Annotated in this window: 15 protein-coding genes and 1 tRNA gene; 13 read left to right on the forward strand and 3 right to left on the reverse strand. The window is 65.8% G+C overall.

Annotation, left to right across the window (positions count from 1 at the left end; genetic code table 11):
- Window positions 1–600 precede the first annotated feature (600 nt).
- From L0C25_RS00685 to L0C25_RS00720, 8 genes are all read left to right on the forward strand, one after another.
- Window positions 601–1,608, forward strand: coding sequence for a S1 family peptidase (locus tag L0C25_RS00685; RefSeq protein WP_271634452.1), 1,008 nt, complete (start codon window positions 601–603; stop codon window positions 1,606–1,608).
- Between the two features lie 6 nt (window positions 1,609–1,614).
- Complete coding sequence (locus L0C25_RS00690) at window positions 1,615–2,055, forward strand: hypothetical protein (protein ID WP_271634453.1); 441 nt, start codon at window positions 1,615–1,617, stop codon at window positions 2,053–2,055.
- Window positions 2,056–2,419: 364 nt separating this feature from the next.
- Entirely contained in the window at window positions 2,420–2,857 is a 438-nt protein-coding gene (locus L0C25_RS00695; RefSeq protein ID WP_271634454.1) for a DUF7144 family membrane protein, read from the forward strand.
- A 161-nt stretch (window positions 2,858–3,018) separates the two neighbouring features.
- The gene (locus L0C25_RS00700; protein ID WP_271634455.1) at window positions 3,019–3,738 is read left to right on the forward strand and encodes a GAF and ANTAR domain-containing protein; all 720 of its coding nucleotides are present in this window, start codon (window positions 3,019–3,021) and stop codon (window positions 3,736–3,738) included.
- Window positions 3,739–3,792: 54 nt separating this feature from the next.
- Window positions 3,793–4,524, forward strand: a complete 732-nt coding sequence (locus L0C25_RS00705) for a GAF and ANTAR domain-containing protein (protein ID WP_271634456.1) — start codon at window positions 3,793–3,795, stop codon at window positions 4,522–4,524.
- A gap of 122 nt (window positions 4,525–4,646) precedes the next feature.
- Window positions 4,647–5,009: an STAS domain-containing protein gene (locus tag L0C25_RS23940; protein WP_333908556.1), complete on the forward strand. Its 363-nt coding sequence runs from the start codon at window positions 4,647–4,649 to the stop codon at window positions 5,007–5,009.
- A 3-nt stretch (window positions 5,010–5,012) separates the two neighbouring features.
- Entirely contained in the window at window positions 5,013–5,411 is a 399-nt protein-coding gene (locus tag L0C25_RS00715; protein WP_271634458.1) for a hypothetical protein, read from the forward strand.
- Window positions 5,412–5,664: 253 nt separating this feature from the next.
- Entirely contained in the window at window positions 5,665–5,865 is a 201-nt protein-coding gene (locus tag L0C25_RS00720) for a hypothetical protein (RefSeq protein WP_271634459.1), read from the forward strand.
- A gap of 44 nt (window positions 5,866–5,909) precedes the next feature.
- On the opposite strand, the gene L0C25_RS00725 is transcribed toward L0C25_RS00720, so the two are convergent.
- Complete coding sequence (locus L0C25_RS00725; RefSeq protein WP_271634460.1) at window positions 5,910–6,173, reverse strand: hypothetical protein; 264 nt, start codon at window positions 6,171–6,173, stop codon at window positions 5,910–5,912.
- Window positions 6,174–6,419: 246 nt separating this feature from the next.
- Here L0C25_RS00725 and L0C25_RS00730 point away from each other — a divergent pair, with 246 nt between their 5' ends.
- Together L0C25_RS00730 and L0C25_RS00735 are read left to right on the forward strand one after the other, a co-directional pair.
- The gene (locus L0C25_RS00730) at window positions 6,420–6,929 is read left to right on the forward strand and encodes a hypothetical protein (RefSeq protein ID WP_271634461.1); all 510 of its coding nucleotides are present in this window, start codon (window positions 6,420–6,422) and stop codon (window positions 6,927–6,929) included.
- 272 nt (window positions 6,930–7,201) lie between these two features.
- Window positions 7,202–7,726, forward strand: a complete 525-nt coding sequence (locus tag L0C25_RS00735) for a hypothetical protein (RefSeq protein WP_271634462.1) — start codon at window positions 7,202–7,204, stop codon at window positions 7,724–7,726.
- 564 nt (window positions 7,727–8,290) lie between these two features.
- Here L0C25_RS00735 and L0C25_RS00740 read toward each other — a convergent pair.
- Window positions 8,291–8,364 (reverse strand) — tRNA-Ile (locus tag L0C25_RS00740).
- 60 nt (window positions 8,365–8,424) lie between these two features.
- Between L0C25_RS00740 and L0C25_RS00745 the strand changes: the two genes are divergently transcribed.
- Window positions 8,425–9,168: a PIG-L deacetylase family protein gene (locus L0C25_RS00745; protein ID WP_271634463.1), complete on the forward strand. Its 744-nt coding sequence runs from the start codon at window positions 8,425–8,427 to the stop codon at window positions 9,166–9,168.
- Between the two features lies 1 nt (window position 9,169).
- On the opposite strand, the gene L0C25_RS00750 is transcribed toward L0C25_RS00745, so the two are convergent.
- A complete protein-coding gene (locus tag L0C25_RS00750; protein ID WP_271636769.1) occupies window positions 9,170–9,889 on the reverse strand; it encodes an MgtC/SapB family protein in 720 nt (239 codons plus the stop codon).
- A 130-nt stretch (window positions 9,890–10,019) separates the two neighbouring features.
- On the opposite strand from L0C25_RS00750, the gene L0C25_RS00755 reads away from it, so the two are divergent.
- Together L0C25_RS00755 and L0C25_RS00760 are read left to right on the forward strand one after the other, a co-directional pair.
- Window positions 10,020–10,826 carry an SDR family NAD(P)-dependent oxidoreductase gene (locus L0C25_RS00755; RefSeq protein WP_271634464.1) on the forward strand — a complete coding sequence of 269 codons (807 nt, stop codon included), beginning with the start codon at window positions 10,020–10,022 and terminating at the stop codon, window positions 10,824–10,826.
- 235 nt (window positions 10,827–11,061) lie between these two features.
- A complete protein-coding gene (locus tag L0C25_RS00760; protein ID WP_271634465.1) occupies window positions 11,062–12,165 on the forward strand; it encodes a flavin-containing monooxygenase in 1,104 nt (367 codons plus the stop codon).
- Window positions 12,166–12,183: the final 18 nt, after the last annotated feature.

Below are 12,183 nucleotides of genomic sequence, written 5' to 3' on the forward strand. Positions count from 1 at the left end.
GACGAAAGAAGGGAAGGTGAATTGGCCCTGCCTCTACCTTTCCATTGCGCGATGCCGAGCAGCCGAGTGAACGGCCTCCTGAGTCTCCAAAGTACAACTAATCAATACGCGGGAACCGGATCGCGGCCACCTACGTCCAAGGGGAGCAATGTTGGTTCTCGCTCGGCGAGCCGATGGAGGGACAGGCCGTGTCCGTGCCTCAATGTCTTGCCAGACGCGACCTCGTTGTCCATGCTGGACCTGAGCATCGGTCTGGCGTTATGCCGTGGTCGCCGGCATCACAGGGGGCACTTCGATGAATCGTACCGGTAGGACGCGCTGGATTTCGTCTGCTTTCGTAGCTGCACTCGTTGGTGCAGCATGGTCAGGTGTTGGTTCACCAACTGCCTCTGGTGACGAGCCAGTTGGAGCGGAGCCACGCGTGGCTGAGGTTCGTCCGGAACCGACCGCACAGGGCTCGGTGCTCATTCGGGGGACTGGTCGGGCCGACACGGCGCCATCGCCTGCACTTTCGAGCAGGACCTGCGTCAGGTTGCGACGCAAGAGGGCCTCGACTACGAGTCAGTGAGGGCGGACCATAAAGGTATCGACGAGTTCAGCGTGCTCGCCACTGAACGCGAATTGCGCCTCGATGACATCTACGTCCGGGCTGGCTTGTCGGGACCCGAGTCTGTTGCCGACTATTGGATTCAGTTCACCGAGATGCCCGATGCCGAGGTTCTCGCCGACCTACAGGCTCTGCCGGTCGATGTTGAGGTTCAGTACGGGGCGCCGGCCTCCGCTCGAGAGCTGGCTGCGCTCGCCGCCGCGCTAACAGGAGCCGCCGCGGACCACCCGGATGTGATTCATTCTGCGGGCACGCGCTATGACCCGCAATCCTACGAGTTTCGTCTGGAGTACGCGGCGGTGGACGGAGCCACCGATGACGAAGTTGCCCAGGTTCTCGATGCTGGACTAGCCGACGCGGCACAAGGGCGCCCGTATCAACGGCTCCCCGTCGGCGTCGTGCTTGACCGCGACGACAGCCGGGAGCCATCCGTGACCGAAGCCACGGTCCAGGGTGGACGGAATCTCTTTCGCGGTGGGTCGCGTTCCTGCACGGCTGGCTTCACGGCGCGCCGCCACGGAAACCGCGGTGCCCTGACGGCACGTCACTGCCCGAATCGGCTCGAGTATCGAAATCGGCGCGGGATCATCAGTAGGAACCCTGCGCAAACCTCCTACAATGCTGTCGATCTGCAGTTTCACCGGACCCTGCGAAGGCACAGCACTAATCGTCAGTTCCGTCACTCGCGCAACGATGACCGGACTGTTCGGAGGGTGGCGAACGCACCCGACGGCTCCGCAATCTGTCACTGGGGAGGCACGACGGGCCGTTCATGCACGTACGTCGTCAACCAGGACACATGTGAGGTCCTATCCGGTCACCGCTACTGCGGATTGGACGTCACACGTGACGACGTCTCTGCGGGTGGCGATAGCGGTGGGCCTTGGTTCCTCGGAACCACCGCACGCGGAACTCACTCCGGTGGAAACGCGGGCAACGCAAGCTTCTTCACACGCGTCGGACGTCTCTACTTCCTCGATGCCCACATCCTTCAGAGGTGACCCATCATGAAACCACGCAAACTAGCTTCGCTAGCCATTCCGCTGTCGGCAGCTCTTCTGCTCGCGGGGTGCGGAGACGACACGTCCTCACAAAACGAGCCCGATGAAGGCCCAACAGGTCAAACCCCTCAGCTCTTGACTTGGGACAAAACCGCGTCGTCCTCAATGGAAGCGTTGGTACATGGCGCCCTGAGCGTCAACGACGCCGGGTGCTTCGCCCTGGGCGCCGACGTCCTCCTAGCTCCGCCGGGCTCGAAGGTGGTCAACAATGGTGACGCCATACGAGTTCCAAACATCGGAAAGGTAGACGTTGGCGATGACGTCGACGGAAGTGGCGGTTACCTCACGGCAACAGACGCAAAGTTCTCCGAGGCCGAACTCTCGTGTCTACCCGACGACGGCTCCGACCCTGAGTTCGCGGTCCTCGATCACCGGGGAGATAAGTAGGGCGTACGCCCTGAATCGAACGGTTCCGGTCTGATTCCAGCTCCGCTGGCTCACGAGCTGTGTGCTTGACAGGTGCAGAGAAGTCGTAGAAGTTCATGCGTCGGGATTCACCGGGGAACGAGCTGGAGTGGCCCTCGACCTGGATCGATCGCCTCGGCCGTGACCGGACGTCGACGATCCCCGGCCATGAGGTGGCCGGTGGTCACTGCCCTCAGCTACGGAGCGGCGGGGCCACCGGTGGGACAGCGGTTGTTCGGCCCCACGGACTGGACCCGTGACGGCACGCTGGCGGAGTACGTCGTCGTCGAGGCACGCAACCTCGCGCCGCACATCCGCGACTGCTCGAAATCTAGGAGGCTCGACCATGTCCGAGCAGACCACTTCGAACTACCACGACGCCGGCCAACGGCAGGCACCGCCGCCCAGTGGCTGGGCCACCGGGTTCATCATGTTCGCCGGAGTGATGATGATCATGGCCGGCGGATTCCAGTCCCTCGTTGGCCTGGCGGCGCTGATCAAGGACGACTTCTACGTCAGCACGCCCAACTACCTGCTCGAGTTCGACCCCACCAACTGGGGCTGGATCCACCTGCTGATGGGCCTGCTCGTGCTGTTCGCCGGCTTCGCCGTGCTGAACGGCAGGGTTTGGGGTCGCACGATCGGGGTCATCCTGGCCGTCCTGAGCGCCTTGGTGAACTTCGCGTTCATCCCCTACTACCCGTTCTGGTCGATCCTGGTCATCGCGGTGGACATCTTCGTGATCTGGGCGCTGACCGCCCACGGGCGTGACATCACCCGGTGACCCAGTCGCCGTGAGCTACCCAGGGTGCGCCACGGCCAGGACGGGAGACACCCAATGAAGCACGCCTCATTGCGGCGCGGTTCGGTGGGTGCGGGGTAGTGTGAGTGACAGGAACGTTGAGCCGCCCCGGTCCCTGGCGGTATGCCGGCGGAGGATGGTCGATGGGAGGCTTGGTCGCGGACGGCACTGCGCCTGGTGATGGATGGCGTGCGCAGGCGATCGCTCTTGTCCGTGCCGAGGCCGCGGCCGGGGCGCCGATCGACCGGTTGTGCCGTGCGGCCGTCCGTGGACTCGGGCTGTCGGGTGCGCTGACGATGGTGGCAACGAGTCCTGCAACCCAGTTGACGGGTTCGTCGGACCAGAACGTGGCGCGGATCGCTGAGCTCGAGTTCGAGCTCGGTGAGGGACCGTCGACTGACGCAACAGTGTCGCGCCGGCCGGTTTTAGTGCCGGACTTGAGCAGAGCAACCCGGTGGCCGGCTTACGCGAGGTTCGCAATGGAGCTCGGCACGGCCGGGGTGTTCGCTCTTCCCCTTCATGTCGGAGCTGTCCATCTGGGTGTCCTGGTTCTGGCGTCGGACGAGGTTGCCCTGCTGGACGGTGACCGGATGGCGTTCGCGTTCGCGTTCGCGGAGCTCGCTACCGAGATCCTGCTCGATGGCGACGGCGACGGTGTGCCCCCGGATTCGACCATGGCTGCGATACTCGATGCGCATTCCGAGGTCTACCAGGCCCAGGGCATGGTGATGGTTCAACTCGGCGTGAGCCTCGCAGACGCGCTCGCAAACCTGCGAGCCCGAGCGTTTCTGCAGAGCCGTGACCTGACCGAGCTGGCACGCGACGTTCTCTCGGGCCGAGAACGATTCGAGAGAGATGGCTGACGTTATGACCTGGGCACCGTTCGAAGTATGTTTGTACGGCAGAGGTGGTAGACGATGATCCCGAGGGATGAGCTTTCTGAGGTCTTCGTCGAGGTTGCCGACACCCTCGTCGCGGACTTCGACCTTGTTGAGTTCCTGCACAATCTCGCCACGAGGACGGTGACGATCAGCGGTCTCGACGCTGCTGGCCTCCTGCTGGCCGATCAGCACGGCCAGCTGCGGTTCATGGCCTCGTCCTCGGAGCAGGCGAAGCTGCTGGAGCTGTTCCAGCTGCAGAACAGCGAGGGCCCGTGCCTGGACACCTATCGCACTGGTGAGCCGGTACTCAGCCCCGACCTCGACGAGGCCCGGTCGCGGTGGCCGCTGTTCGCCGACCGGGCGCTTGCGGACGGATTCCGGTCGGTTCATGCCATTCCGATGAGGCTCCAGGACAAGACGATCGGTGCCCTGAACCTGTTCGGCGGGGACGTCTCGGCGTTGAACAGTCACGACACCCGCGTGATCCAGGCGCTCGCCGACGTCGCGACAATCGCAATTCTGCAAGAGCAGGCCATCCGCCACGCCGAAACGCTCAGCGAGCAGCTCCAGGGCGCGCTGAACAGTCGGATCACCATCGAGCAGGCTAAGGGCGCGCTCGCCCAGGCGCACGGAGTCGACGTCTCCACGGCGTTCCAGTTGCTGCGCGACTACGCAAGGAGCCACCAGGCACGGCTCACCGACGTCGCGCACCGTGCCGTAACCCACCCCGAAGGGCTCGACGACCTGTTCGAGCCGGTGACCGACTGAGCATTCCGCGCCTACGGCCCCCCGCCTATGCCGACAATTGTGCAATCAGGAGCGTGGGCCTAGTCTGTGACTGGGAGCACGTCGCCCTGGACCCCGGTGACATATCACCGGGACAGGTACGAATGGACACAACCTCGCGGACCTTCGCAAACGGTTTCGCTGCTCAAGGGCACAGCGACGACAACGCCGATCGCCAATACACGTTGTCACTTCGTGGCACCATCTCCGGCCGCAGCTTGGGTCAGTTCGCCGACGTACTCGATCACGTCACCAAACCCGGGCATCCTCCGGCAACCGTGCTGCTCGACCTGAGGGACCTCGCCGACTGGTCGACCGTCGCGCAAGCGATGGTGCTAACCACGTCGCGGCGCGTCATCCGACACGGCGGACAGGTCGTCCTGCTCGATCCAAGCGTTCGGCTGCGTCACCACGATGCCCGTCTCGACCTCTTTGGCCGGATCGCGTCCGGTTCGTCGAAATCCTAGCCGATGCCGAGGTCTCGCCTCGGCATCGACGCCGCCCTGCTCGTCATCGACCGGAACCACCTACTGGTGACTCAAACCCGGGATGACCCCACGCTCCGACTTCCTGGCGGCGCGCTGCACGATGGTGACGACGCACACCACGTATTGACACGATACGCATCCCGGCTCGGAATCGACGTCGACCGGCGATCCCTGAAGCGGTCGACCCTCGTGCCGCCCTCGACCACGCACCAGCGCAGCGTCGCCACAGAGACGATCTATTTCGAGACGCCGAAGGCTCACCAGATGGAGGACCACACAGCCAGCGATCTCACCTGGGCGACCAGCCGCATGCCGGGAGTATTCACGCCCGCAGCGAGCGCCGCCCTCACCACCTTGCACCGCAGCGGCCGCATCGAATAGCCCGCCAGCGGCGCAACCGAGACGGAGCGCCCCGCTGGCCTACGGCCCACGTAGCCGTACCCAGCGGGGCGCCGCGGGCTTACGAGATCTCCTGGAAGTCCTGCGAATCGACACTGAGGATCGCATCGAGCGCTCACCGCAAAGGCGGATCGGCCGATCCGGTCTCCAAGCGGTACCGACGAGGTGCGGGCAGATCTGGCCATTTCGCAGACACCCGGCCTCGTGACGCGCATGCTGGCCATGGTGAGTCCCAATGGACCTGTATTCGCAGCGATTGATCACAGAAGACGACCATCTGATCGCCGAGAGACGCGTACTCCCCAAGGAGCGCGGCACCGACCGCTGGGTCGCCACCAATCGTGATCGCCACGGGCGGCGATTGCTCATCCAGGAGCGCTATCTGACCACCGATAACTGGATGACCATCGGTACCGTCGCGGCCATACGAAACTAGCGCGACCACCACGCCGAGCACGCCCGAGCCGCAGCTGTGCTCGCTCAGAGGTCCGGCAGATCGTTCAGGTTGCTCCTGATCGACCCGTTGTGCCTCTGCGAGATGTCGCGGTCAGTCCGCAGATACTTGCCGTTGGGACCGTTCTCGACGAGAACCTCTGATCGGCCCGTCGACCACGGCACGTAGTACGTGTGTAGACCGAGCCCAATGTCCACGATCACGTCGTGCTTCCTTCGCGGCGACCACGCCGAGCCCACGCTACCTACTGCGAGGATGTCGCCGTCTATGTCTTTCCTGGTCAGGGACACCGCGCGATCGCCCATCGCCCATCGCCCTTCCGACTCCTACGACCGATGCTCGTCAACCTACGAGAACGCAAGCCATCCGAGCCAACTACGGGGTCTGGGCAATTGGTCCGATCTCTTTGATCGAACCACGACGGCACGCCCACCGCAAGAGGCAGCGTTGTGGCAGTGATGTGACAGTACGGCTCCGTATGGTTCCCGGAATCAAGAGTCCACCGTGACCTTCGGGCGCATCGAGAGGATCAAATCATGTCCGAGAAGCGCTTCGCATTGGCCTTCGGCATTGTCGTCTCCGCATTGACCGTCGGTCTTGTCGCGACTGTTGGCTTGTCTGGCCCGGCCTCGGCTAGTCCTACGGATAGCGCATCCGGCCCGCCGCCAGTCCTGTCCCTCGCAAGCAAGGAGCCTTCCGCCACTACGCGCGCCGTCGTCGACGATTGGCCAGAGCATGAATGGGCTGGGGACATATATGTTGCGGGCACCTACGGATACGCCATGTTCGACGACTACGACGCCAACATCCAAAACCACTTCGATCGCGACAATTTCTACGTTGTCGACGTGAATGGTGACGGTATGCACGTGTCGCTGTCCGTCACCCATAACGGCAAGACGTACACGGAGCATGACGCCGGCGGGAAAGCGGCGTTTATCGATGTGGGTAACATCAGCAATGGAGAGACGGTCCAACTGAAAGCCTGCGTCTGGACGACCGGTCACACCCTGTACCAGTGCGTCGAGAATCAGCTCACCGAGTAGGTCTCGTGACACCTGACACGACCTCGCTGCGGCCACGCAACCCGTCGCTGTCCAGCGAGTGTGCGTGCCCTAGGCCGCAGGCGTCATATCCATCCCGAGTGATGCTGCTGACCAGCGAAACATCTGGTGGCGCGGGGTGGGCCTCGAACCCACGACCCAGGGATCATGCGGTCGTTTCTGAATGATCGCAATACGGCGTGACCAGCGCCTCGTAGGCTGTGGGGACGTGCCTGATGCGGACTCGCGCGGTGGACGACAGGAGCACAAACGCCATGACCGATCCGAGGGGGCACGACGACAAGCCGCCCGCGGCCCCGACGTTTGATCCGCTGGGGCTGTACCGGGGTGGGGAAGGTCTGATCACCGGAACAGTCGTGTGCGCATCGGTGATTGCTGCCGCTGCCGGGCACATCCACTCGACCGCGCGGCTCACACTCGCGATCTTCGGCACCGTGTTCGTCTACTGGCTCGCGCACCTGCACGCACGCGCGATCGGCAGCGCAGTTGCCGACCAGCAACATCCCTATACCGCCGTGGGAGCAGCCGTTTCCCACACATGGCCGGTAGCGGCCGCTTCGCTCCTGCCGATCTGCGTCCTTCTCGTCGCCGACGTCGCCGGGGCAACCCTGCGCACGGCCGCCTGGATCGCGCTCTGGGCAACCATCGGACTCCTCGGACTTTACAGCTACTTGGCCGGCCGCCGCGGCGGGCTCGGAACGTGGGGCAGCGTGGCGAGTGCGTGCGCGGGCGCCGCGCTGGGTGTTCTGATCGTGGGACTCAAGGCTGCCCTCCATTGAGGTAAGCGACCCTCGAATACGTTGCGTCCGGATCGGCAAATCGACAGGCCTCGCCTGCTTGCCGTCTCGGCCTCGATGGAGAAGGCGATCAAGCAGGGACGCGGCCCCCGCCAGAACGGCTGGAGCCTCGTCTACCAGCTGTTCGACTGCAAACCTGGACTTCTTCGAGATCGGCACGCTCGACGAACCTCGGTGGCGACTCGACATCGAACCCGGCGAGCGCTACGGCGCGAGAGCATTCGCCGCGCGCGGCGGTCTATGGGGGAACCACGGCTACGAAGCTGCGTACGCGATGATCTACGTCGACGCCGACGGCGACCTGCTCGACGCCGACCACCTGTCGCGCAGGTACAGGTCTCGCTTGCCGACCGGGTCTCGCCCCGCCTGGACACGCACTCGACGAGTACGGGGAGCCTGTCGATGGATTCACGCTGACGGCGGGCGCTGTTGGCCTTGCCCTGCTCGGGGTGAAACCAGGACACTCACGTCACGAGCCATGTCAGGCGCAGCCAAGTCAGCGAACGACTCTGGAGATGACTCGGCCTTTGACCTGCACAAACACGGTGGGGCGGGTGGGGCTCGAACCCACGACCCAGGGATTATGAGTCCCTTGCTCTAACCAGCTGAGCTACCGCCCCGAGCGCGGTCATCGTACCGGCCGACCGATGTCTCGCTAGGGTCGCCGTAGGAGGTACGTCATGACAGAACCATCGTCGCTCACCGCCGTACGCGAGGACTGGTCGCGCGCGCTCGCCGTCGTCGCGCATCCCGACGACATGGAGTTCGGGGGCGCAGCCGCCATCGCCCGCTGGACAGCACAGGGCAAGACCGTCGTCTACTGCATGGTCACCAGCGGCGAGGCGGGCATCGACGGCGTCGCCCCGGACGAGTGCCGAGAGATCCGTACGGCCGAGCAGGTCGAGTCGGCGCGGATCGTCGGCGTCGACCAGGTCGACTTCCTCGGTCTCCCCGACGGCATTCTCGAGTACGGCGTCACGCTGCGGCGCGCGATCGCAGGAGTCGTACGCTTGCACCGCCCCGAGATCGTCATCACCAACAACTTCCGCGACACGTGGGACGGCCAGTTCCTCAACCAGGCCGACCACATCGCGGTCGGCCGGGCGACTCTCGACGCGGTACGCGACGCGGGCAACCGATGGATCTTCAACGACCAGCTCCGCGACGGCCTCGAGCCATGGAACGGTGTGCGGCAGGTGTGGGCCGCAGGATCGCCACAGTCAGCGCATGCCGTCGACATCACCGACACGTTCGGCGCGGGCGTCGAGTCGCTCGTTGCGCACAAGGCGTACATCGACGGACTCGGCTGGGAGAACTTCGACCCCGCGGAGTTCCTGGAAGGGGTCTCGCGGCAGGCAGGAAGCCGCCTCGGGGTCGCGAACGCGACGTCGTTCGAGGTGTTCGGGATCAGCGGCGACGACTGAGCTACTCGGCCACCGCGTTCGCGTCCTGTACGCGCACCTCGAGCACGCCGTCGATGCCTTCGATCTCGACGGCGAGATCCGCGAGCGCGCCCGTACCGGCCACCTCGAATCGGACATGTCGTACGTCGTCCTCGCCACGCCATTGGCCGCGCGCGGGCTGCACCTTCACCCGGTCGACGGCGAAGTCGCCGCCGGTCGCCGTCTCGAGCGCCCTGCTGAGCACTCCGCGCCCCGCGACGTACACGAGGTCGACGGCACTTGGCGCCGTGCTCGATCGAGGCAGCCGACGCGACACCGCCGTCAGGCCGTAGACGACAAGGCCATAGCCCACGGTGGTCGCGGCCGCGATCACCCACATGCCGGCGCCGGCGGCCATGCCGACCGCCGCGGTGACCCAGACCGAAGCCGCCGTCGTGAGGCCACGGACCGCATCGCGACGGACGAAGATCAGTCCGCCACCGATGAACCCGATGCCGGAGACGATCTGCGCGGCGATCCGCGACGGGTCGAGGTTCGTACCGGTCTCCCCGACGACGTCGGCGAATCCGTACTTCGAGACAACCATGAAGAGCGCCGCCCCGAGCCCCACGAGCGCGTGCGTACGTAGGCCGGCCGCCTTCGCCCGCACCTCCCGCTCGAGTCCGATGAGTGCCGACAGCGCGAGGGCGACGACCAGGTCGGCGACCTGGATCCACGAGCCGGGATCGACATCGGCTTGCATGCTCACCCGTCGATTCTCCCAGGTTCGCCCGTCGACGCAGGGTTCTCGCACCCGAGACTCACGAATGGGCGCCGTGCGACGTCTGCTTGCCGAGCGGGCAGCGAGCCCGCTCGAACCGAAGGGAAGAAGCGTGGATCTAGAACTGACCGATCGGGTCGCCGTCGTGACCGGCGCGAGCAAAGGAATCGGCCTCGCCACCGTACGTACGTTGCTCGACGAGGGCGCCCGCGTGGTCGCGGTGTCGCGCTCGCGCACGAGTGAGCTCGAGGACCTTGCCTCCAAGGAGCTCACCCACGTCACCGCCGACCTCACCGAGCCGGACGCGCCCGCGCGCGCCATCGCAGCCGCGGCCGAGGCGTACGGAGGCGTCGACGTGGTGGTGAACAACGCCGGCGGACCGCCTCCCGGCGCGAAGCTTCCGCGGTTCACGTTCATGTCATTGACCGACGACGACTGGCGGGAGATGTTCGAGTTCAATCTTCTGTCGGCCGTACGGGCGGCTCGCGCCGCGATCCCGCTGATGCTCGAGCGGGGCGGCGGCGCGATCGTGAACGTGTCGACCGTCAACGCCCGGCAGCCGGGGGCGATGAACTTCGACTACGCCGCGACGAAGGCCGGCCTGAGCAATCTCACGATGTCGTTGTCGGATGCGTACGCGTCGCAGGGCATCCGCGTCAACACCGTGTCGCCCGGTCCCGTCCGTACGCCGTGGTGGACAGACGACGGCGGTGCGGCCGACATCATCGCGGCGCAAGCGGGAGCAAGCCGCGAGGAAGTGCTCGACTCTGTTGCACCGAGCATGATGAACCTCGCGACCGGCCGCCTGGTCTCGGCGCAGGAGGTCGCGGACGCCATCGTCTGGGTCGCCTCGCCGAGGTCGGCGAGCACGATCGGCAGCGACGTCGTCGTCGACGGCGGCCTGCTGAAGACGGTCTAGCGGCAATACGCCGTCAGGTGTCGGGCGCTGTCGGCAGGTCGGCGATCAGCCATTCACGGCGCAGTCTGGCCAGGCGTCGATCGCGCCGACGCTCTCGCAGCCTCTGGCGACCCCGGCGCGTTGCCGAGCGCCTGCGAAAGATTGCCCATGCAATGCACGCGCCGAATGGGTGATTCTCCCGAAGCGCTCCGGCCGCTCGCCCGACAGCCTGGTGACACCGATATCTGGAGGAACCATGCACACCACGGCGACGACCGAGATCGACACGGTCATCATCGGTGCCGGGCAGGCCGGCCTGGCGACCGCGTACCACCTCGGTCGCCGAGGGTGCCCCTACGTCGTCCTCGACGCGAGCGCGCGGGTCGGCGACAACTGGCGACACCAGTGGGACACCCTGCGCCTGTACTCACCGGCGAAGTACGACCGGCTGCCGGGGCTGCGGTTTCCCGCGAAGGGGTCGACGTGGCCGGGCAAGGACGACGTTGCCGACTACCTGCAGAGCTATGCACTGCGGTTCGGGCTCCGGGTGCGCACGGACTCGCGCGTGCACGGGGTGCGACGCGAGGGCACGGCGTACGCCGTCGCCACCGACGAAGGCGACTACCGGTGCCGCAACGTCGTCGTGGCGACGGGGACGTTCGGACGTACCCCGGACGTCCCAGAGCTCGCGACCGAGCTCGACCCCGGCATCTTGCAGCTGCACTCCAGCGAGTACCGGCGCCCCGGCCAGCTCCGCGACGGCGCCGTGCTTGTCGTGGGGGCGTCCCACTCAGGCACCGACATCGCGTACGAAGTCGCACAGAACCATCCGACCGTCCTGATGGGACGCGACTGCGGACAGCTTCCCGTCCGCATCGACTCCCCCGCCGGCCGGATGGCGTTCCCGATCCTGCTGTTCGCGTGGCGGCACGTCGTCACCCGCCGGACACCGATCGGCCGAAGGCTCATGGGCCACGTCCGCCACCACGGCGGACCCATGCTGCGAGTGCGTCGCTCGGATCTGGCCCGGCGCGGAGTCGAGCGGCTGGCCGACCGGCTCGAGCAGGTCACCGATGGCCTCCCGGTCATCGACGGAACGCCCCGCGCGGTCACGAACATCGTCTGGGCGACCGGCTTCCGGCAGAACTTCGACTGGATCCACCTTCCGGTCATCGGCGACGACGGCTGGCCGGACGAGACGCGTGGAGTGGCCGCGGATGCGCCAGGTCTGTTCTTCTGCGGGCTGTCCTTCCAGTACGCCTTCAGCTCGATGCTGCTGCCCGGCGTCGGCCGCGACGCGGCGTACGTAGCGGATCGGATCGCCGAGCGTGCACTTGCGCCGGCCGTGTCGCCCGTCTGACGCACAAACGGCCGGCGA

Origin of the sequence: Solicola gregarius (genome assembly GCF_025790165.1) — a bacterium.
Taxonomy (GTDB): domain Bacteria; phylum Actinomycetota; class Actinomycetes; order Propionibacteriales; family Nocardioidaceae; genus Solicola; species Solicola gregarius.

What these genes read in the sequence shown, in the direction of transcription:
- L0C25_RS00720 (WP_271634459.1), top strand. Translation starts at nt 5,665, where the DNA reads ATGGACCTGTATTCGCAGCGATTGATCACAGAAGACGACCATCTGATC.
- L0C25_RS00735 (WP_271634462.1), top strand. Translation starts at nt 7,202, where the DNA reads ATGACCGATCCGAGGGGGCACGACGACAAGCCGCCCGCGGCCCCGACG.
- L0C25_RS00695 (WP_271634454.1), top strand. Translation starts at nt 2,420, where the DNA reads ATGTCCGAGCAGACCACTTCGAACTACCACGACGCCGGCCAACGGCAG.
- L0C25_RS00690 (WP_271634453.1), top strand. Translation starts at nt 1,615, where the DNA reads ATGAAACCACGCAAACTAGCTTCGCTAGCCATTCCGCTGTCGGCAGCT.
- L0C25_RS00705 (WP_271634456.1), top strand. Translation starts at nt 3,793, where the DNA reads ATGATCCCGAGGGATGAGCTTTCTGAGGTCTTCGTCGAGGTTGCCGAC.
- L0C25_RS00730 (WP_271634461.1), top strand. Translation starts at nt 6,420, where the DNA reads ATGTCCGAGAAGCGCTTCGCATTGGCCTTCGGCATTGTCGTCTCCGCA.
- L0C25_RS00750 (WP_271636769.1), bottom strand. Translation starts at nt 9,889, where the DNA reads ATGCAAGCCGATGTCGATCCCGGCTCGTGGATCCAGGTCGCCGACCTG.
- L0C25_RS00760 (WP_271634465.1), top strand. Translation starts at nt 11,062, where the DNA reads ATGCACACCACGGCGACGACCGAGATCGACACGGTCATCATCGGTGCC.
- L0C25_RS00745 (WP_271634463.1), top strand. Translation starts at nt 8,425, where the DNA reads ATGACAGAACCATCGTCGCTCACCGCCGTACGCGAGGACTGGTCGCGC.
- L0C25_RS00700 (WP_271634455.1), top strand. Translation starts at nt 3,019, where the DNA reads ATGGGAGGCTTGGTCGCGGACGGCACTGCGCCTGGTGATGGATGGCGT.
- L0C25_RS00715 (WP_271634458.1), top strand. Translation starts at nt 5,013, where the DNA reads ATGCCGAGGTCTCGCCTCGGCATCGACGCCGCCCTGCTCGTCATCGAC.
- L0C25_RS23940 (WP_333908556.1), top strand. Translation starts at nt 4,647, where the DNA reads ATGGACACAACCTCGCGGACCTTCGCAAACGGTTTCGCTGCTCAAGGG.